This is a genomic window from Aquimarina algiphila (assembly GCF_947494415.1).
Taxonomy (GTDB): Bacteria; Bacteroidota; Bacteroidia; order Flavobacteriales; family Flavobacteriaceae; genus Aquimarina; species Aquimarina algiphila.
Genome location: NZ_CANLVC010000001.1, coordinates 143,136 through 161,099, shown reverse-complemented (window position 1 = coordinate 161,099; position 17,964 = coordinate 143,136). Strand labels below are relative to the sequence as shown.

Annotated in this window: 17 protein-coding genes and 5 tRNA genes; 21 read left to right on the top strand and 1 reads right to left on the bottom strand. The window is 31.9% G+C overall.

The features are described 5' to 3' along the window. Positions 1 to 211 precede the first annotated feature (211 nt). The 5 genes from PQF96_RS00675 (at position 212) to PQF96_RS00655 (ending at position 4,058) form a co-directional block, all read left to right on the top strand. Entirely contained in the window at positions 212 to 1,789 is a 1,578-nt protein-coding gene (locus tag PQF96_RS00675) for a DUF3137 domain-containing protein (protein WP_271764742.1), read from the top strand. Next, a complete protein-coding gene (locus tag PQF96_RS00670; protein ID WP_244299636.1) occupies positions 1,774 to 2,334 on the top strand; it encodes a LemA family protein in 561 nt (186 codons plus the stop codon). Before PQF96_RS00675 ends, PQF96_RS00670 begins: the two co-directional genes overlap by 16 nt. A 79-nt stretch (positions 2,335 to 2,413) precedes the next feature. Next, positions 2,414 to 3,007 (top strand): hypothetical protein, encoded by a 594-nt coding sequence (locus PQF96_RS00665; RefSeq protein ID WP_109436644.1) that lies wholly within the window; start codon positions 2,414 to 2,416, stop codon positions 3,005 to 3,007. Position 3,008: 1 nt separating this feature from the next. Continuing rightward, entirely contained in the window at positions 3,009 to 3,617 is a 609-nt protein-coding gene (locus tag PQF96_RS00660; protein ID WP_143917221.1) for a hypothetical protein, read from the top strand. 9 nt (positions 3,618 to 3,626) lie between these two features. Further along, positions 3,627 to 4,058: a hypothetical protein gene (locus tag PQF96_RS00655; protein ID WP_143917222.1), complete on the top strand. Its 432-nt coding sequence runs from the start codon at positions 3,627 to 3,629 to the stop codon at positions 4,056 to 4,058. A gap of 60 nt (positions 4,059 to 4,118) precedes the next feature. Here the strand turns inward: PQF96_RS00655 and PQF96_RS00650 are convergent, their stop codons facing one another. Continuing rightward, positions 4,119 to 5,141, bottom strand: a complete 1,023-nt coding sequence (locus tag PQF96_RS00650; protein ID WP_271764741.1) for a helix-turn-helix transcriptional regulator — start codon at positions 5,139 to 5,141, stop codon at positions 4,119 to 4,121. A gap of 304 nt (positions 5,142 to 5,445) precedes the next feature. On the opposite strand from PQF96_RS00650, the gene PQF96_RS00645 reads away from it, so the two are divergent. The 16 genes from PQF96_RS00645 (at position 5,446) to PQF96_RS00570 (ending at position 17,963) form a co-directional block, all read left to right on the top strand. Further along, complete coding sequence (locus tag PQF96_RS00645) at positions 5,446 to 7,221, top strand: inorganic diphosphatase (protein WP_109436648.1); 1,776 nt, start codon at positions 5,446 to 5,448, stop codon at positions 7,219 to 7,221. Between the two features lie 134 nt (positions 7,222 to 7,355). Then, entirely contained in the window at positions 7,356 to 8,753 is a 1,398-nt protein-coding gene (locus PQF96_RS00640; protein ID WP_271764740.1) for an RtcB family protein, read from the top strand. Next, entirely contained in the window at positions 8,750 to 9,340 is a 591-nt protein-coding gene (locus PQF96_RS00635) for a hypothetical protein (RefSeq protein WP_271764739.1), read from the top strand. Before PQF96_RS00640 ends, PQF96_RS00635 begins: the two co-directional genes overlap by 4 nt. A 967-nt stretch (positions 9,341 to 10,307) precedes the next feature. Continuing rightward, positions 10,308 to 10,394, top strand: a tRNA-Ser gene (locus PQF96_RS00630). 255 nt (positions 10,395 to 10,649) lie between these two features. Further along, a tRNA-Cys gene (locus tag PQF96_RS00625) sits at positions 10,650 to 10,722 on the top strand. Between the two features lie 100 nt (positions 10,723 to 10,822). Further along, positions 10,823 to 10,905 (top strand) — tRNA-Tyr (locus tag PQF96_RS00620). Positions 10,906 to 10,911: 6 nt separating this feature from the next. Then, positions 10,912 to 10,984 (top strand) — tRNA-Asp (locus PQF96_RS00615). Positions 10,985 to 11,375: 391 nt separating this feature from the next. Continuing rightward, positions 11,376 to 11,448: transfer RNA gene (locus PQF96_RS00610), tRNA-Arg, on the top strand. Between the two features lie 375 nt (positions 11,449 to 11,823). After that, positions 11,824 to 12,150 (top strand): DUF6331 family protein, encoded by a 327-nt coding sequence (locus tag PQF96_RS00605; RefSeq protein WP_143917227.1) that lies wholly within the window; start codon positions 11,824 to 11,826, stop codon positions 12,148 to 12,150. A gap of 876 nt (positions 12,151 to 13,026) precedes the next feature. Then, positions 13,027 to 14,127 (top strand): slipin family protein, encoded by a 1,101-nt coding sequence (locus PQF96_RS00600; RefSeq protein ID WP_143917228.1) that lies wholly within the window; start codon positions 13,027 to 13,029, stop codon positions 14,125 to 14,127. A gap of 170 nt (positions 14,128 to 14,297) precedes the next feature. Next, positions 14,298 to 14,537, top strand: coding sequence for a hypothetical protein (locus PQF96_RS00595; protein ID WP_143918603.1), 240 nt, complete (start codon positions 14,298 to 14,300; stop codon positions 14,535 to 14,537). Positions 14,538 to 14,584: 47 nt separating this feature from the next. Further along, entirely contained in the window at positions 14,585 to 15,265 is a 681-nt protein-coding gene (locus tag PQF96_RS00590; RefSeq protein WP_109436652.1) for an NUDIX hydrolase, read from the top strand. A 130-nt stretch (positions 15,266 to 15,395) separates the two neighbouring features. Next, on the top strand, positions 15,396 to 16,220 hold the full coding sequence (prs, locus tag PQF96_RS00585) for a ribose-phosphate diphosphokinase (RefSeq protein WP_271764738.1): 825 nt from the start codon (positions 15,396 to 15,398) through the stop codon (positions 16,218 to 16,220). A gap of 65 nt (positions 16,221 to 16,285) precedes the next feature. Beyond that, complete coding sequence (locus tag PQF96_RS00580) at positions 16,286 to 16,834, top strand: NADAR family protein (protein ID WP_271764737.1); 549 nt, start codon at positions 16,286 to 16,288, stop codon at positions 16,832 to 16,834. A gap of 20 nt (positions 16,835 to 16,854) precedes the next feature. Then, on the top strand, positions 16,855 to 17,490 hold the full coding sequence (locus PQF96_RS00575; RefSeq protein ID WP_271764736.1) for a DUF4291 domain-containing protein: 636 nt from the start codon (positions 16,855 to 16,857) through the stop codon (positions 17,488 to 17,490). Continuing rightward, positions 17,487 to 17,963, top strand: coding sequence for a macro domain-containing protein (locus PQF96_RS00570; RefSeq protein ID WP_271764735.1), 477 nt, complete (start codon positions 17,487 to 17,489; stop codon positions 17,961 to 17,963). The genes PQF96_RS00575 and PQF96_RS00570 overlap by 4 nt, the downstream gene beginning before the upstream one ends. Position 17,964: the final 1 nt, after the last annotated feature.

Here is a 17,964-nt window from a genome sequence, read left to right as displayed (position 1 = left end):
TACTCTTATTACTACTCATTTTACATTTCTTCATAAAGTAACTATTACTTCTAAAATCGAAAAAATATTTACGTGTAGCGAATTTTAAAAAATTTGTAACGAATATAAATTTGCTGTTTTCTAAACATAACCTATGGATTAGTTTAGCATTCGATATGTGCATTATAGATAGTAAATAAAAATAAAGTAATTATAATTTTATTGATAGATAATGAATGTTTTAGAACTTAGAAAACACCTGTTAGAAGAACATCAAAGAGATAAAAAGCTTACTGTATTAGGGTATGTTTTAATTCTTTTTACCATTATTATTATTGCATCTTTAATTTATTTTTTTGCTGCAGAAATTTTTGTGAAAACCGTAGAAGGTTTCATATCTAATTTGACAACTTCATACAGTAATTATTATCAATATATACTTCCATTAGTTTTTATTGGATATCTAGTATTTCCCATTCGGAAATTATATATACTTAATAAAAGACCCGCACTTATAGCTGAGTTTATAGCACATTTAGAAGAAGGATGTATGGCAGAAAGAATACATCAAAATACAGTGTATAAAATAGTAATACCACTAATAAAAATAAAATTAAACCTATGTCCGGTAGAATTTGTAAATATTGGTTTAGTAAATAAAGAAGGTATAAAAACCAATACTTTGGGATATAATTTTGCAGTTCCTTATCACGTTATACCGGCATTGAAAGAGATAATAAGCAGTGGTGATAAAGCAAAGGATAGTAAAGATTGGTACGAATTAACTGAAACAAAAACATCAAAAGAACCTTTAAAATCTGTTGAATTATTTAAACAGTTTATGAAGAGTACCTTGATGCCAGATATAGAAAAAATAGAAGGAGAAAGAGTAAAAGGGAAAAAGAACTACATCTTATATTTTGTTATCATTGGTGTATTTATGGCCGGGTGGTATGGTTTTCAATATTTACAAGCAACCCAAACGATAAAAATAAGCACAGAAGTATTTATAGGTGCTTTTATAGGTGTGTTTGCCATATACTATTTGGTTATATATTTCACCAAAATAAGAGGAAAGGGAAAATCAATAGAGGCAGATACTAACTACCAGTTTAAAAGAAAGATCTTTGAACCCATGATTCAGTTTATGAATCCAGACTTTCGATATATTCTACATGGACATATTACCTTAAAAGAATTTTTGGATATAGGCCTGTTTCAAGAGAAGCAGTATGACCTAAAAGGGAATGATCAAATTCTTGGAAATCATCAAGGCGTTCCATTTCAGTTTTGTGACCTAACGGTAGAACGAACTTTGAGTTTTTCTAAAGAAAACAGTTCTCCGGATCAGGTGTTTAAAGGACAGGTCTTTATGGCAGAGTTTAATAAAAGCTTTAATCAATCCGTATTTCTTATTCCTAAAAAATCATGGAAATCCTTAGGAGGAAATGATATAAAAGATCATTTAAACTTTGACCTGGGGGAAAAAGTAATGCTAGAAGATCCAGAGTTTATGAAACTTTACGATGTTTATGCAAAGGATCAAATTGAAGCGCGTTACATTTTAAGTACTTCGTTAATGCTAAGAATAAAACAATTATCACAGGATAGAGAAGGTCAATACTTTATTTCTTTTAAAGATGATAGAATAACGATAGCAAATAATAACAGAATCAATCAATTTGAAACAAAATTGTTTAAATCCATTACAAAAAATGATGCTATAGAAGGTTTTTATAAAGAGTTGTATGATCAACTTTCTTTTATCGAAGAATTGAAATTAAGTACTAACATATGGAAAGTAGCATAATGATGAATACGAATTTAATAATTCTTGGAGTAGTAATAGCATTGATTGTAATGCTAATCATGATTTTTAATAAGTTGATTAGAGTAAGAAATCAGATAGAAAATGCTATTTCCTCTCTAGATGCTCTTTTTATCAAACGATCGGATTTACTACCTAATCTAATTACTTTGGTGAAACAATATATTGATTACGAGTCTACAACTTTAGAGAAAGTAACCGCTTTAAGGAATGTAAATTCAACCTCCACAGCTACAGAAGATAAACAGGGAACTGAAGTTGTAAAAGGCCTAATGCTGCAATTAGAAGCCTATCCAGAATTAAAAGCAAGTACACAATTTACACATTTGCAGGCGAGTTGGAATGAGGTCGAAGAACAGATATCTGCCGGGAGAAGATATGTAAGCAGTACTATTACCAATTATAATAATGCCATAGGTAGTTTTCCTGCTAATATAATTGCAACTGCTATAGGAATGAAAAAGAGGGAATGGGAATATGCTTCTGAAACCCAAAAACAGAATGTAGATGCAAAAAACTATTTCTAGTTTATAAATGATGATATAACAAAACAAAAGAGTAAGAGAAAATAAATTTTAATAAGCAAAATCAAATAAATAATAAATTATGAAACAAATTACATATTGTGCAATAGCTATTTTTGGCTTTTTAGTAGTGGCTTGTAGTAATCCATTAAAGTCGTTGTCTATCAATAACCCAGAAGATTTAACAGAGTTAAAAACGCTTTTAACAGAAACTTATGGAGAAGATACAGAATTATATACATTAGACATTACAGCGGTTGACCATCTCACTAGTGATTTTGAAAGTTTTAGTGTAGATTTTAATCAAGATGATATTGATTTTCAACAATATTATTCTAATTCTAGAAAAACCTTAGACGATCCTAAAAAAGCTAGAATTGAAAAGAAAGGAAAATACGGAAAGATAAAGGCTTCAGAATTTAACTTGGATCAAATCTCAGTAAAATTTGAAGAGGCAGTTAAGTTTATAGAAGACGCATCAGACGAGTATGAAGATTTTACTCTTTACAGTTGGAAATTTGAAGTAAATAAAGACCAAAAAGTAACTTCTTATTTTTATGTAGAAGCCACTAAGAAGGGTGAAGCTACAACAAGAGAAGGTAGAAATATAGTGACTAATTATTATGATTTTCGTTTTGAAGTAGATGAGAATGGAGTTTTATCGATAGATCAATAATATGAAGAAAGTAATATATAGTATAACAATATTAGTACTGATATTTCTAGGTTCTTCATGTGCTCCTGGTCAGGGAAAAGATATCCTGATTATGACTCCAGATGGGATTGAAGATTTGAAGGAAGTTATTTTTAGCAATTTTGGAGAAGATAAACAAGTTCATAGTTTAAACCTTTTGACTAAAAACGATAAATCAGGGACTTTTGAAATGGCTCAAATCATGTATCCCGAAAACGAAAAAGTGTTTTCGCAAGTATATATCGTTTTCCTAGGAAAGGTACAAGAACCCACAGAAATTGACTCAGATATAACATCAGGAACTGTTGCATTAAAAGATATAGGTTTTGATCGTATTGAAACAGCCTTTAAAGACAGTCAAAAATTAGTTGAAGAAAAAACTCAGGAGTTTACTAATTATAGACTGGTAGATTGGGGATTTTCTGTAGAGTCAGATAATAAAATAGTATCTAGTTTTACCATAGTAGCCACCAAAAAAGAAAAAGGAAATACGATTTACGGAGAAAGAATCATAGGGACCCAGGAATTCGAATTTGAATTCGAACTTGATGGAGATGGAACAGTGAAAAGTACATCAGGGTTAATCTTATAAAACTAAAAAATGGGAATACATAAAGTATATTATACAGAAGAGAAAATAGACATCAAAAGTCTTAATCAACTTTTTGAAAATGAATTTGGAGACAAGTATACGTATAAGTCTTCTAATGCCTCAAATAATGCGATTAGCAAAGTTGTATCTGGGAAGTCAAATGATGCATTTACTGTCATAAAAAATGCCTATCACAGAACCGTAATTTCATTACAAGATATTGATGGTAAAACATATATCAATTTTGGTGAAGATACTTTAGAATGGTGGCTAAACCTTTTAAATAATAATTTTGGATTTATTGGATCACTCATCATAAGACTTATTTACGGAGATGGTGATGGTTTTTATGATGAAATTCAGGCAACTGTAAAGAATAACTTACAAGTAGAAGAACAAGAAATCAAAGTAGGGTTGGGAGCTTTGTTTGGTAATAAATAAAGCTAAGTTTTGATATTGTGTTGTTTGTAATCCCTTTGTTTTTTAACAAGGGGATTTGTTTTATTCTTCAACATACAATCGATGTGCCCTCTCTAATTTCTGACGAATTCTTTTTCTGAGTAACCTGGGTTGTATTACTTCTATAGTATCACCAAACCCTAAAATCAAACGTTCAAATTCAAAGTTTAAATGAACATTCAACTTTATAACTATACTACCATCGTCTAATTTTTCTATGACTTCCTGAGAATGATGAAATGGCTTTGTAATTACATATGGAGCATTACTACGGTCTATTTTTAGAATTACTTCTTGTAACTGCTCATCATTAAGCACCGTAACACCAATGGTGTTTTTATAATAATTATCTCCATCAAATTTTTCTGTAGTGTATGGTATGTAAGTGTCAAAATCTATACTGATCATTCTGTCAAGAGCCAAAGTAACAATAGGTTGTTTCATTTTTGCGTTGGGTTTACCTACTAGAAACCAACGATTATTAAATTCTTTTAAAATAAAAGGGTGAAACACAAATTCAGAAGCCTTTCTTGCAGTAAAGGATTGATACGTAATTCTTAATACAATTTTTTTTAAAATAGCCTGATATAAAGTGTCAAGATGTTCTAACCCCTTTAGTTTTTCATTCTTATCGAGATGTATAATAGCGGATTGATGTGTTTTCTCGGTATAAACCTTGTCTTCTAATCGTTGGATGATACCTCCAAGTTCAGAAAATAATGAAAAATCTTTGAATTGTTTTAACATCTCAACAGTTTCTGAGAGAACATTCATATCATTTTCAGTTAATGGAATATCTGTAATAGAATATTCTTCATCTGCATATCGATAATATTTTTTGTCATAAACTTCTATAGGTGCGTTATAACCTAGTTTATCACTACGCATCATCTGAATATCTAACTGTACAGTACGTTTGCTTACATTGACATCCCTACCTTCATATTCGTATAAAACATCTGAGCATGCTTCTATAAGATCATCAAGTGTCCATTGCCGATTGTTGTTTTGCAGGCATTTATCTATGGTTTTATAACGTATGAGTGCATTCTTGTTCTGTGCCATAATCAAATATTTATGGAAAAATAATGATTATTTTTTTCTACGCAAAATCATTGCGTACTTAGTTGAAACATTTGTATCAGAATTATAATTGACAAAGAAAGTTCCTATATCATCAGATCTTTATGAAAATTACTTTCCGTCAGTTTTAGAAAAGACAAAAAGAGTTCCTATATACTGGTTCGATTCCAGTGCTCGCAAGAGTATGTGGTTTATTATACTCTCCGTCTTTTATAAAATAGGTAAAAGGAGTTCCTATATAACACCGTAAGTCAAATACTCCTCACTTATTTAATTTATTAAAAAAATGAAAACACTTGAATTATTTAATGCCGTAATAGCAAAAGAACCAGCAAAAAAAATATTTAATAAAACTTCAAACAAACCATTTATTAGCGAAGAAGGTTATATAATTGAACCAAAAGCAAGATGGGCAAAAGATAGAATTATTGCCTATTATGAGAAAGAAACATTAAATGGAAATGACTTAAATAAGACATTTCATAAATCTTGGTCTAAAATCAAAGACAGTTCTAGATGCGAACTACTTATAGAACAAATAAGACATTATATTTCAACCTACGGAAGTGACTTTCAAGAAGAAATTTATATCCCTATCGAAATTTTAGATATTCCAGATATTAAGCTATCTTTTAAAGTGATAAAAGCGTATTCGATAGAGGAAATACAAGATAAATGTTTGTCTTTATTGAAATCTGGGATTGCTCTAAAAGAAGAAACAATAGATACACTTATATCAATATTGGTAGATGAACTTGGTTATACGTTTACAGGCAAAGAAAATTTAAAAAATAAAGAGGCAATCATTAAAATAGCAGAAAGTTATAATATTTACCCTGAGAATGTAGTAGAATTTTTTAGATACATTATCTATAGATCCACCAATACTACTCTATTAATAAAGAATAATGAGCTTATAGAGCTAATTAAAGACAGCTCGTATAACCCAGCGCAAGCATTTAATATTTTTGGATTAGAAAAACTTGCAGAAATATTTAACCGATTTAAACCCTTGTTTTTAGCGTATAAGAGCAAAGCACCTAAAACTATAAATAAAATAAGTAAATTATCTAAAAAGTATCATAAACCATTAGTGTCAAACCCTTTAAATGACGTAACAAATGTGTTGCTTACAAATAAAGATATGCATTGGTTGGATAATGCGACACCTTTTGCATTATTTAAATCATTATCTGCTTGTTACAATAGAAAAAATGGGCAAGATGCATTCTTATATAGAATAAGAAATGGTAAATCTTGGGTAAAACCTAGTGAAGTAAATGATGTAAATAAAGAAAATTATAAGTTTATACTAAAGTATCTACAGAAACGATTTGATTTGTCTGGTAAAAAGATATTCCTTCCAGAGAATATAAAGTATGCATTGCCAACTTCAGAAAAAATGTATGTAGGTAACATTCCAACAGGTACTCGTTTTTATGGTAAAAAATTAGCCGTTGGTGTATATTGGGAAAATGCCTGGGGAGCTCATGATTTAGATTTATCAGGTTTAAATATTGGAGGTAAAATAGGTTGGAATGGCTTATTTAATCAACAAGCTGGCGATTTAATGTATTCTGGTGATATTACCTCAGCACCTAATGGAGCTGTTGAGTATTTGTATGCAAATCAAGGTTTAAATGTACCTACATTAGTTCAGAATAATGTGTATTCTGGTAGTGCAGATTGTGGTTATAAAATAATAATAGGTCAGGGAGACAAAATTTCTAATGATTATATGATGAATCCAAATAACCTTTTTGTAGATATAAAATGTAATTCTGTACAAAAACAAACAGTGATAGGTATGTTGATTCCTAAAAAGGATAGACAATGCTTTGTATTGCTAAATTTTGGTGCAGGACAAACTAGAGTGTCTGGTAATTCTGAGATATCAAATATAGCTACTAAAGCATTATATCAGCAATGGAATAAACCATTATCTTTTGATAAGATTATTAAATTATTAGGAGCAGAAATTACTTTAGATAAGACAAAAGTTGACTATGATTTTTCTTTGGAGACATTAGAAAAAGATAGTTTTTTGAAACTTTTTAGGTAAATAAATATTACTACGCAAAATTATTGCGTACTTAAGTGAAACATTTGTATCAGAATTTTAAACAAGCTATTAAACATTGGTTTAGTAATGCTCCGTCGAACGAGGAGTCGGCGGAGTTCACAAATAAAAGAATTATGGAAAACAAAGTAAATATAACAGGAAAAACATTAATCGAATTAGGGTTTAGATCAGGAAAGTGGTTTCCAGAAGCCATCGATTATATCAATACAAATCAATTAGATAGAGAAGCAATGCATAGCTATTTGGAGCAGTTTAAATCTCCGCCAATTGTAGATTTACTTGCTCAACCAGCTCCATTTGCTGTCAATATAAAAGCAGAAAACGAGTTAGAAGAAACCAATGTAAACTCGGTTGTAGCATCGATGCATACACTAATGAAAACTCCAACCATGGTTAATGGAGCATTAATGCCAGATGCTTGTCCTACAGGACCTAATGGAACGATTCCAGTAGGAGGGGTGGCAGTTGCCAAGAATGCTATTCACCCTGGGATGCATAGTGCAGATATTTGTTGCTCTGTGATGTTGACAGATTTTGGTACAACTGATCCTAAAAAGGTATTAGATGCAGCGCACCAAAACACTCATTTTGGACCTGGAGGAAGAGATCGAAACGCTCAGTATAGATTTCCGGATGAATTATTAAAAGATTTTGAAGGAAACTATATGCTAAATAACGAAAAGATGATTCAGGCCGCAAGGTCTCATTTAGGTACGCAAGGAGATGGAAATCATTTCTTGTTTATTGGAAAATCAAGAAAGACAGGAAATACAATGATGATTACACATCATGGATCCAGAGGTCCTGGAGCTAATTTGTATACACAAGGGATGAAAATAGCAGAACGGTTTAGAAAAGAATTATCTCCAGAAACCTTAAAACAAAATGCCTGGATACCTTTTAATACTGAAGAAGGGCAAATATATTGGGAAGCACTACAAATTATTAGAAAATGGACAAAAACAAACCATGAAGTAATCCATAATGCCACATTAAAAGCTTTACAAGCTAAAGCTCAAGATCGTTATTGGAATGAACATAACTTCGTATTTAGAGATGAAGAATTGTTTTATCATGCCAAAGGAGCTACTCCTCTGGATGTTAAATTTATGCCTGATATTACAGGACCAAGATTAATTCCTTTAAATATGTCAGAGCCTGTGTTGATTGTGAATGGTGAAACTACCAAGACAAATCTTGGTTTTGCACCACATGGAGCAGGACGTAATGTGAGTAGAACTCAACATAGAAGAAGTAAAGAAGGAAGAACTAATGAAGAAGTGTTTCAGGAAGAAACACAAGGTTTGGATATTCGTTTCTTTTCTAATGAGATTGATGTTACAGAACTACCAAGTGCTTATAAAAATGCTGAAACTGTAAGAAACCAGATGGATGAATATGGATTGGGTACAGTTATCGATGAAGTATTACCTTATGGGTGTATCATGGCAGGTGACTGGCAAAAAAATGCCCCTTGGAAGAGAAGAAAGAGAAAGATAATAGAGAAATGAAAAAGTTAGAACTAAACATATCCAAAGTACTTATAGATCAAATAACTGTTGATGAATTTGAAAGTATAATTTATCAGGAGTATTATGTTGAAAAAATGGAGTCTAATGATTTCATTGCTAAAGTAATTACAATTAATTATAGAGATGAAAGTTGGAAGAATGAATTAGAAAAATTGATTTGTAATTTATGGGACGATACAAAGTACTTAACTTATTTAATTAGAAATTATTGTTTGAAAATTATTGAAAGCGAAGATTTAAAAAAGATACTTAGTGCTGTAAATGAAATAGAAAGATTAAATAATAGATATGATTATGAATATGGAACTTTACTACAATTTTATCGTTTTGTAGATGAACTGGATTATATATCATGTGGTTATGGTTGGCGTTCTAAAGAAGCAGTAATATTAGAAATAAAATCTTATACAAAATTATATTTAGATATATATAATTTAAATACCGATCACCAAGTATTATTGAATTTGAATCTTACAGAAAATAGTATTAAGACTGCTAATCAAAATCAATCTGATTTTTCTGAAAAGATAAGTAAAAGCAAAAAATGGTTTCAATTTTGGAAATAAATTTGGAAGTTAGGCTATAAATTATAAATATTTGCATAACAAAATGAAACAAAATAGAATACATACCACACCAAAATCACTGTTTAATCAGTGTGATTATCGATGGATTAATGAATTATCCATTCGCAACAGGGCGCTATGTGACTATTTTAATCATTTTTTGAAATGATATAAATTAGAAAACTACTATAGAATAGCAAGCGTCCAAGAAATTGGACGCTTTTTTTATGAATTTTTTTTAAGAATAATGAATAAAAGTTAATTAGCAAATAAAGATTAGTATTTGGAAGTAAGCATCAGGGAGACAGACGGTTACTGCAACTATCCAAAATCTGTTGAAAAACGGACAGGGATTCTTATATCTAATTTTTAGTATAACTATCTGATTATCAAATAAATAAATAAAAAAATGTTTGCAGATTTAAAATAAAGGTTTAATCTTTGCATCGCAATCAAAACAAGAAATAATAGAATTTGTCACTCTGGTGTAGACCAGAATCTATTATACAGATTTTAGCATTTGCTGGAATGACAAGTAAAAAAACAATATAAAATATATAAAAATGATTCCGAGTAATTCACAACATACGATAAACCGCCTCTTTACCAAACAAAGAGAATATTGTTCTGATGTGAACATAAAAGGTGTCTATTTTATAGAAAGGATGTGTATAAGAATATAACATATACATATACCAAAATATATAAGAAGACGCCCGAACAAGGCGTCTTTTTTTTGGATGAAACTTTTTTTGAAGATTAATTTTTTTGAATCGGAAAAGAAAATAGTTGAATTCATTCCGATGAATATCGGAAACTTATTTCTAAAAGAATCTAATGTTTCTAAACAACTGAATTTTGAAAAAGGAACTAAGGATTAGTTCATTGACATATTGAAAACTAAACACATTGACGTGTAGCTGTCCCAAACTTGATTTGGGACTTAAAAAATGTACGTCAATTTTACGGAAGGACAAGCCAATAGGTGGTGGCCGCAGTCTTGAAAACTGTTAGGAGATAACGACTCGTGTGGGTTCGATTCCCACTCCTTCCGCTATAGAGCGTAGAGTAAATACTGGCTTTGTTACGCTCGCCTGCTAAGCGAGTTCACGTCTAGAACGTGATGAAGGTTAGAAATGCTTCGCATTCACGAATACCAAAATATAAAGTAGCAACCGATGAGTAATCCTTTACTCTCCGCAATAAAGATACTATAGCTTAATGGTTAGCGCTGATGAGCTGTTATTCATAAAATAGTAGGGCCTGTGCCGGACTTGATCCGGTATTCGAATCCTGCCAGTATCGCAACGACAAGGTGGCTGAATGGTTAAGGCTGCAGACTGCAAATCTGTTTTTTATGAGTTCGAATCTCATCCTTGTCTCAATGATTGGAATAGCATCAAACTTATTTGAATGCTGTGAAAATCCACTTTGTGACTTGATGAGAAAGCGTAGCAATCTCATCCTTGTCTCAAAAACTATGGAAGTATTGAGCAATTGGTTGGCTCTCCAGACTGTAAATCTGGTCTCTTCAGAGCTTGTAGGTTCGAGTCCTACTACTTCCACTATTTAGTACCGTAGCACAATGGCTAGTGCACCCGACTGTCTCTCGGAAGGTCGCGGGTTCGAATCCCGTCGGTACTGCAAAGCAGAACCAGGGGTGAGAAGTTTATCCTGAGCCCAGTCGAAGGGAATCCCGTCGGTACAGCAAAGGAGAACCAGGGGTGAGAAGTTTACCCTGAGCCCAGTCGAAGGGAATCCTGTCGGTACTGCAAAACTAGAGATATAACAATGGTAGTTTACTCGACTTGGACGCGGGAGGTTGTAGAGCTTGTACTGAACTTGTTTCAGTATTCTAGTCCTGCTCTCTAGACAAATGGCTCTGTTCGTATAATTGGTTAGTACGTCTCACTTTCTATGAGGAAATATGGGTTCGATCCCCTACAGAGTACAAAATGGTGTCTCTAGCTTATCAGGTAAAGCACTCCAGTGTAAAAGGGAGGAACAAGGTTCGAGTCCTGGAGCACATCTAAAAAGGAATATAGTTCAATTGGATAGAACATTGGGTTACGAACCCAAAGATGCGAGTTCGAGTCTTGCTATTCTTACTAATTTTTTAAAGCAATGTATAACCAATTCATTTAATTATTATGGAAACTCACTTTACTATTACCAAAAGAAAAATGAACACTATGAAGCTTTTGATCACTAGAGTGTTATCAAAGTGGGCTTCGAATTACATCAATGCGATGAGTAAAGCTTTATATCCTCAGGAAACCAAGGGGATAAAAAGCAAAAATGACAGACATCGCACTTTTTATAAATGATTTTTGATCTACGCAAAAAGACTGCGTAGTATAATTTCATCTTTGTGGTGTAATTAAAAACAAACCCTCATGTTTAATGGGGTATAATTGAGGGTTTGAAGTAGCGCCCTGCTGCAATATGGGGAAAGTAGCAGGGCTTTCATAAAAGAAAATAATATGAGTTTAAGAAAATCAAAAAGTATAAGTGGTATAGATGAGTTTTTAGAAAATAACAAAGAATTCTGGCAGCATCTGCAAACGTTTTGTGTTGCTGAGTGTTGTGGTATAGATGCTTTTGATTTTTCGAAAGAAAATATAGAAAGAATAATAAGACAGTATAATTATCAAAACATCTTAAATGATATAAATGAATCAATAGAATTCATTAATAAAAGTTCATCAAAATTAATAAGTAGTTCAATTTTAAATCATTGTGTTCTAAAAAACAAATTTATTGAGCTTCTTGAAGATATCAAGCGAGTCTTGTTGAGTGTTTCTGTATAGCACCATTGTATGAGGTATTGCATTGTTTGTATCATCACTTCATATACAACTTGACTTGAAGGTTAGTTTATTACCAAAAATAAACATCTCTGTAGTCGTGGGTTCGAATCCCACTCTGTGTAAGCAGATAGTTTAGCGGATAGAACAACAGATTTTTGCACAGGTTCGATTCCTGTCAAGGCCACTTTTTTAGGCTTTGTAGCTCAGTTTGGTTAGAGCACTACACTCATAATGTAGGATATGGACTAAAAATCCATTCTTGATAAGCTGATCATCTTTTAAAAACTGATCACCAGCCTGTCAGGCTGAGATCCCGATCTTCATCGGGACAAGATATGACAAGAACCGTGATGGCAGATCAGTTGTTGTAGCACTCTTGCTATATCAACAATCTCTAATGTACTTTGAAATATTGGTATTGTTAATATTCGAAATAGCTACTTTTTTGAATTCAGATTTTAGAACTATATGATTTTTTTTAAGATCATATACTCTTTTTTCTCTTTGCTCAAAACTGGTTATGGAAAATATGATAAACTAATATTTCCGCACAGGAAAGACGATTTGCCTTCACTGTTTTTTTAAGAAAGAATCGCATGAGGGATAGAAGCGGCATCCTTTTTTTAATTACGTACCCTGAGCAGTTATACTGAGCTTATCGAAGTATTGTAAAAGGGTAAGAAGTAAAAAAAGATATAGCAAATAGCCCGACCTCTTATTGCTAAAGCAAAAGAGGGCATGCCTAGAAAATATACATTGAGAAAGAACTATACCCGTGGTTCTTGATTAAAGTAGGCAAGGTCTACGTTACAGGAATTGCCGTTTATTGAATGTTTAACCTGCCTGTCGGAAAGACAGGTTTTAAAAAGTAAAAAAATGAAAAGAGTAAGAATTAATGCGGGCAAAGTAGGTTTAGTTTTCAAAAAAGGAGATTATCATCGTGTACTAACCAAAGGAATTCACTGGTTAGGATTTAATGAAAAGGTAATACAATATGATTTAACCAAACCTTTTGCAGCACCAGTAGCACTGGAACTCTTACTACAAGATGAAGAGTTGGAGGCCATGCTATATCTAATCGAAGTAAAAGATAATGAGATCGTGCTCATGTATGAGAATGGTAATTTCAAAAATACTTTATCTGCCGGTCGTTATGTCTACTGGAAGGGATTGATCGATTATGAATTTGCTAAGGCAGATTTAAGTAAGATCTATATCACCGAAAAGATTGATAAATCATTGTTTAGTCATTATGCATTGACTAAATATATCAGAGCATTTGAAGTAGCTGCTTATGAAAAAGCAGTATTGATTGTAGATGACGTATATACCAAAACTTTAGAAAGTGGTACATACCGTTTCTGGAGAAATGATATCTCTATCAAGATAGCTAAAGCAGATTTACGTCAATTACAACTAGAGATTGCAGGTCAGGAATTGTTAACCAAAGATAAAGCAGCAGTTCGTATCAACTTCTATACGCAATATAAGGTTATCCATATTGAAAAGGCTTTGTTGGATAATAAGGACTATGAAAAACAATTGTATATCGCTATGCAATTGGTGTTACGTGCTTATGTAGGTACATATACTTTGGATGAGCTTTTGGAACGTAAAGAAAGTATTGCACAAGCAGTATTTGAAGATACTAAAACCGAAGCTACAAAACTAGGGGTAAAAATCCTGAACTGTGGTATTCGTGATGTGATTTTGACAGGAGAGATGAAGGATATCATGAATCAGGTATTGGTGGCTCAAAAACGAGCTCAGGCCAATATTATTACACGTCGTGAAGAAACCGCTTCAACCCGTAGTTTGTTGAATACAGCAAAACTTATGGAAGAGAATGAGATGCTTTATAAGCTTAAAGAAATGGAGTATGTAGAGAAAATTGCAGACAAAATTGGTGAAATTAGTGTTTCTGGAGATGGCGGTATGGTAAAACAATTGAAAGATATATTCTCTGTGAATAGGTAGGTGTGAAGAAAATGCGTCAGTCTTTTAATAAGCTGGCGCATTTTTTATTCATCGATACTTCTACTCAGGTTAAAGCCTAAAAAACCGATTTTAAAAAATAAAAACAGCTCTCTGTCTTTTTATGGGTAACAATTTATATTGGTTATAACACTAATTGGTGAAAAATCATTATGAATATTATTATTAAACATATAGAATTGATAAAACAGATTGATCAATCTGTTCGGTTGCAAACTACAGGTTCACCAGAAGGTTTTGCATGTCAATTAGGGATTTCAAAAGCCAAATTATATAGAGTTATAGAGATGATGAAAACATTGGATGCACCAATTGTATATGATCCAACTATAGAAAGTTTTATATATGCCAAGACTGTAGCATTTATATTTGGGTTTTATAAAGAAAATTGAATTTAAAATTACCTTAAAACTTGAGTTAAATTCATAATTTAGCGTTTATGATACGCCAAAATATTAAAGTCGCTGTTGATGCTGTAGTCTTTGGATATAAAGATAGAAAACTTAATGTCCTGTTGATAAAAAGGAATATAGAACCTTATAAAAATTCTTGGGCGTTACCAGGAGGTCTGGTCTTAGAAGATGAAAACCTGGAACAAGCTGTAGAACGAGAGTTGAAAGAAGAGACTAATGTGACTATAGACTATTTGGAGCAATTGTATTCATTTGGCAACCTGGGTCGTGATCCAAGAAATAGAGTGGTAAGCATTACCTATTTTGCTTTGGTAAAACCAGAACATCATAAGATAAAAGCAGACACAGACGCAAAAGATGTTGCTTGGTTTAATGTACAAGAACTTCCAGAGTTAGCTTTTGATCATCAAATTATATTTGATAAGGCCAAAGAAAGACTTCAAAACAAATTAACTTATGAGCCTATTGGTTTTGATCTATTAGAAAACAAGTTTTTGTTTTCTGATTTAGAAAAACTGTACATGACAATCTTAGAAAAACAGATTGATCGCAGGAATTTTAGAAAAAAAATACTGGGCTTTGGTATTCTGGAAGAACTTGAGGAAAAGGTTTCTGAAGGGCGAGGTAGACCGGCTAACCTTTTTAAATTCAACAAAAAGCAGTATTTTAAATTAAAAGATGAAGGCTTCTTCTTTGATATTAAATAACTTTTAGATGTTATTCTCGCATATTCGAAACCTCTTCTGAATATATAATTTATTTTTTATTGTAATTTTTACGCAAAATACTTGGTGGATTAATTTTTCTATTTTAAATTTGCGTAAAAATAACACAATTATGAGATATTTGCATTTAGATCCATCATTTACACCATATGGTAAATCAATAGAATTTGAAGCTTTTGTCTTTAATGGGGGTGAACCGCATATAAAGATTTTGGAACAGAATATTGAAGATAGCGTTACGATAACACATCGTATAAATTCTTTTAATGATCTGGGATTATTAATGATTGCAACAGATGCTTTACGTAGAATGGGTATAAAAGTGATTAATGTATGTATTCCATATTTTCCAGCTGCACGACAAGATAGGGTTATGGTCTCTGGTGAATCATTAAGTGTAAAAGTGTATGCCGATATCATTAATGCTCAACAATATGATCAGGTAACCGTTTTTGATCCACATTCTGAGGTGACTCCTGCACTATTAGATAATGTGAAAGTTATTGAGAATTATGAATTTGTGAAACAATGTTTAAAGCATATAAAAGAAGAAGTAATATTAGTTTCTCCAGACGGGGGTGCTTTAAAAAAGATTTATAAGGTCTCGGAGTTTTTAGGTGGAATTGAAGTGATAGAATGTTCTAAGAAACGAGATGTAAAAACAGGTCAACTATCGGGATTTAGAGTCTATGAGGAAGATTTAAAAGGAAAGCATTGTGTTATTGTAGATGATATTTGTGATGGTGGAGGTACGTTCTTGGGGTTAGCAAAAGCTTTACAAGAAAAAAATGCAGGTACATTAAGTCTAATTATTAGCCATGGAATTTTTAGTAAAGGTATAGAAGAATTGAGTCAATGTTTTGAAACTATATTCACTACTAATTCTTTTAGGGATATTGAAGAAGAAGGAGTGGTGCAAATTCCCGTTTTAAGATAAAAGTAATCCAATAATAAATAGTTTAGAAGAATTGATTAATGAAGTAAAGAAAAGAAAAGTTTAAAATGAGATATACATTACAAAATATACAAGAACAATTTAATAAAGGGAAAAGTATAAAGTATTTATTCTTTTGGGGGCATACACCTAATAAAGATGGAAGCATTGGTAAAAGTTGTTTTAGTCAATGGTGGTCTTCAGCATTTACAGTCGATACTATACGGTATAAAACAGCAGAGCACTGGATGATGGCTGAAAAAGCAAGATTATTTGATGATTCAATAATTTTAGAAGAGATTATTAAATCTTCAAATCCTATGGAAGCAAAACAATTAGGAAGAAAAGTAAAAAACTTTGATCCTGTAGTTTGGAATAAGCATAAATACGAAATCGTAAAGAAAGGAAACCTTCATAAGTTTTCACAACATAAGGATCAGTTAGAGTTCCTTTTAAATACAAAGAAAAGAGTGCTTGTAGAAGCAAGTCCGAGAGATCGAATATGGGGTATAGGAATGGGACAAAGCAATGAAAAAGCACAAAATCCTAACCTATGGAGAGGACAAAATTTATTAGGTTTTGCCTTAATGGAAGTGAGAGATGAATTAAGGGTCTAAGCTTTTTAAAAATTAATAAAATGAAATTACAATTAGAAAAATATAAAGAACAGAAAAAAGAATGGCCTCAACAAGGATATCATATTATGGCACAATATGATGATGAAAAAATTGTCGTATATCAATCATATCGACCAGAAATAGGAAATTTTGCTGTGCAAAATCAATTTTTTGGAGGAGCATTTAGTTTTGAAAGAATGACCTGGATCAAACCTAATTTTTTATGGATGATGTATAGAAATGGCTGGGGAACAAAAGAAGGGCAAGAAGTGGTACTAGCAATACATCTTAAGAGACAAGCTTTTGAGAATTATTTAAAAAATGCAGTGTATTCCTCGTTCAAACCAACGTTGTATTCGTCATATGAGGTATGGCAGAAAAATGTACAGAATTCAAATGTAAGATTACAATGGGATCCTGATCATGACCCTTATGGAGTAAAACAAGAACGTAGAGCAATTCAAATTGGTTTACGAAAAGAATTTGTGAAATCATATGCCAAAGATGATATTTTGGAAATTGAAGATATTTCTGAATTTGTGGTAGAACAATACAAATTGGTAACATCACAAAATCTAGAAGATTTAATGACTCCAAAAGAAAAACCATTGACTTTTGAAGATGATGAATTGAATGGGTATTTAATGTTAAAATGAAAACGATAAAATATATAAAAGGAGATGCTACTGTACCTCAGGCAAAAGGAATTAAGATTATTGTACATGTGTGTAATAACCTTGGTGGTTGGGGAAAAGGTTTTGTTCTAGCGATCTCTAAAAGATGGTCAGAACCAGAAAAATCCTATAGAGAATGGCATAGAAATAGAGCAAAAAATGATTTTGAACTAGGAGCAGTTCAAATAATAAAAGTCTCTGATTATTTACATGTCGCAAATATGATTGCACAACAAGGAATGAAGACGGGAAGTAAAGGAGTTCCTATTCGTTATGAGGCAGTTCAAAAGTGTTTGGAAAAGGTGGGTTTGGAAGCTCAAAAACTTAATGCTAGCATTCACATGCCAAGAATTGGTTGCGGTCTTGCGGGAGGAAAATGGGATAAAATAGAACCAATAATTATAGATACATTAATACAAAAAAATATAGATGTTTTTGTGTATGATTTTGAATAGC

Excerpts from the sequence above, each read along its gene's own strand:
- PQF96_RS00675 (WP_271764742.1), top strand. The coding sequence starts at position 212 with ATGAATGTTTTAGAACTTAGAAAACACCTGTTAGAAGAACATCAAAGA.
- PQF96_RS00640 (WP_271764740.1), top strand. The coding sequence starts at position 7,356 with ATGGAAAACAAAGTAAATATAACAGGAAAAACATTAATCGAATTAGGG.
- PQF96_RS00660 (WP_143917221.1), top strand. The coding sequence starts at position 3,009 with ATGAAGAAAGTAATATATAGTATAACAATATTAGTACTGATATTTCTA.
- PQF96_RS00605 (WP_143917227.1), top strand. The coding sequence starts at position 11,824 with ATGAGTTTAAGAAAATCAAAAAGTATAAGTGGTATAGATGAGTTTTTA.
- PQF96_RS00635 (WP_271764739.1), top strand. The coding sequence starts at position 8,750 with ATGAAAAAGTTAGAACTAAACATATCCAAAGTACTTATAGATCAAATA.
- PQF96_RS00600 (WP_143917228.1), top strand. The coding sequence starts at position 13,027 with ATGAAAAGAGTAAGAATTAATGCGGGCAAAGTAGGTTTAGTTTTCAAA.
- PQF96_RS00575 (WP_271764736.1), top strand. The coding sequence starts at position 16,855 with ATGAAATTACAATTAGAAAAATATAAAGAACAGAAAAAAGAATGGCCT.
- PQF96_RS00645 (WP_109436648.1), top strand. The coding sequence starts at position 5,446 with ATGAAAACACTTGAATTATTTAATGCCGTAATAGCAAAAGAACCAGCA.
- PQF96_RS00650 (WP_271764741.1), bottom strand. The coding sequence starts at position 5,141 with ATGGCACAGAACAAGAATGCACTCATACGTTATAAAACCATAGATAAA.
- PQF96_RS00595 (WP_143918603.1), top strand. The coding sequence starts at position 14,298 with ATGAATATTATTATTAAACATATAGAATTGATAAAACAGATTGATCAA.
- PQF96_RS00655 (WP_143917222.1), top strand. The coding sequence starts at position 3,627 with ATGGGAATACATAAAGTATATTATACAGAAGAGAAAATAGACATCAAA.
- PQF96_RS00665 (WP_109436644.1), top strand. The coding sequence starts at position 2,414 with ATGAAACAAATTACATATTGTGCAATAGCTATTTTTGGCTTTTTAGTA.
- PQF96_RS00570 (WP_271764735.1), top strand. The coding sequence starts at position 17,487 with ATGAAAACGATAAAATATATAAAAGGAGATGCTACTGTACCTCAGGCA.
- prs (WP_271764738.1), top strand. The coding sequence starts at position 15,396 with ATGAGATATTTGCATTTAGATCCATCATTTACACCATATGGTAAATCA.
- PQF96_RS00590 (WP_109436652.1), top strand. The coding sequence starts at position 14,585 with ATGATACGCCAAAATATTAAAGTCGCTGTTGATGCTGTAGTCTTTGGA.
- PQF96_RS00670 (WP_244299636.1), top strand. The coding sequence starts at position 1,774 with ATGGAAAGTAGCATAATGATGAATACGAATTTAATAATTCTTGGAGTA.
- PQF96_RS00580 (WP_271764737.1), top strand. The coding sequence starts at position 16,286 with ATGAGATATACATTACAAAATATACAAGAACAATTTAATAAAGGGAAA.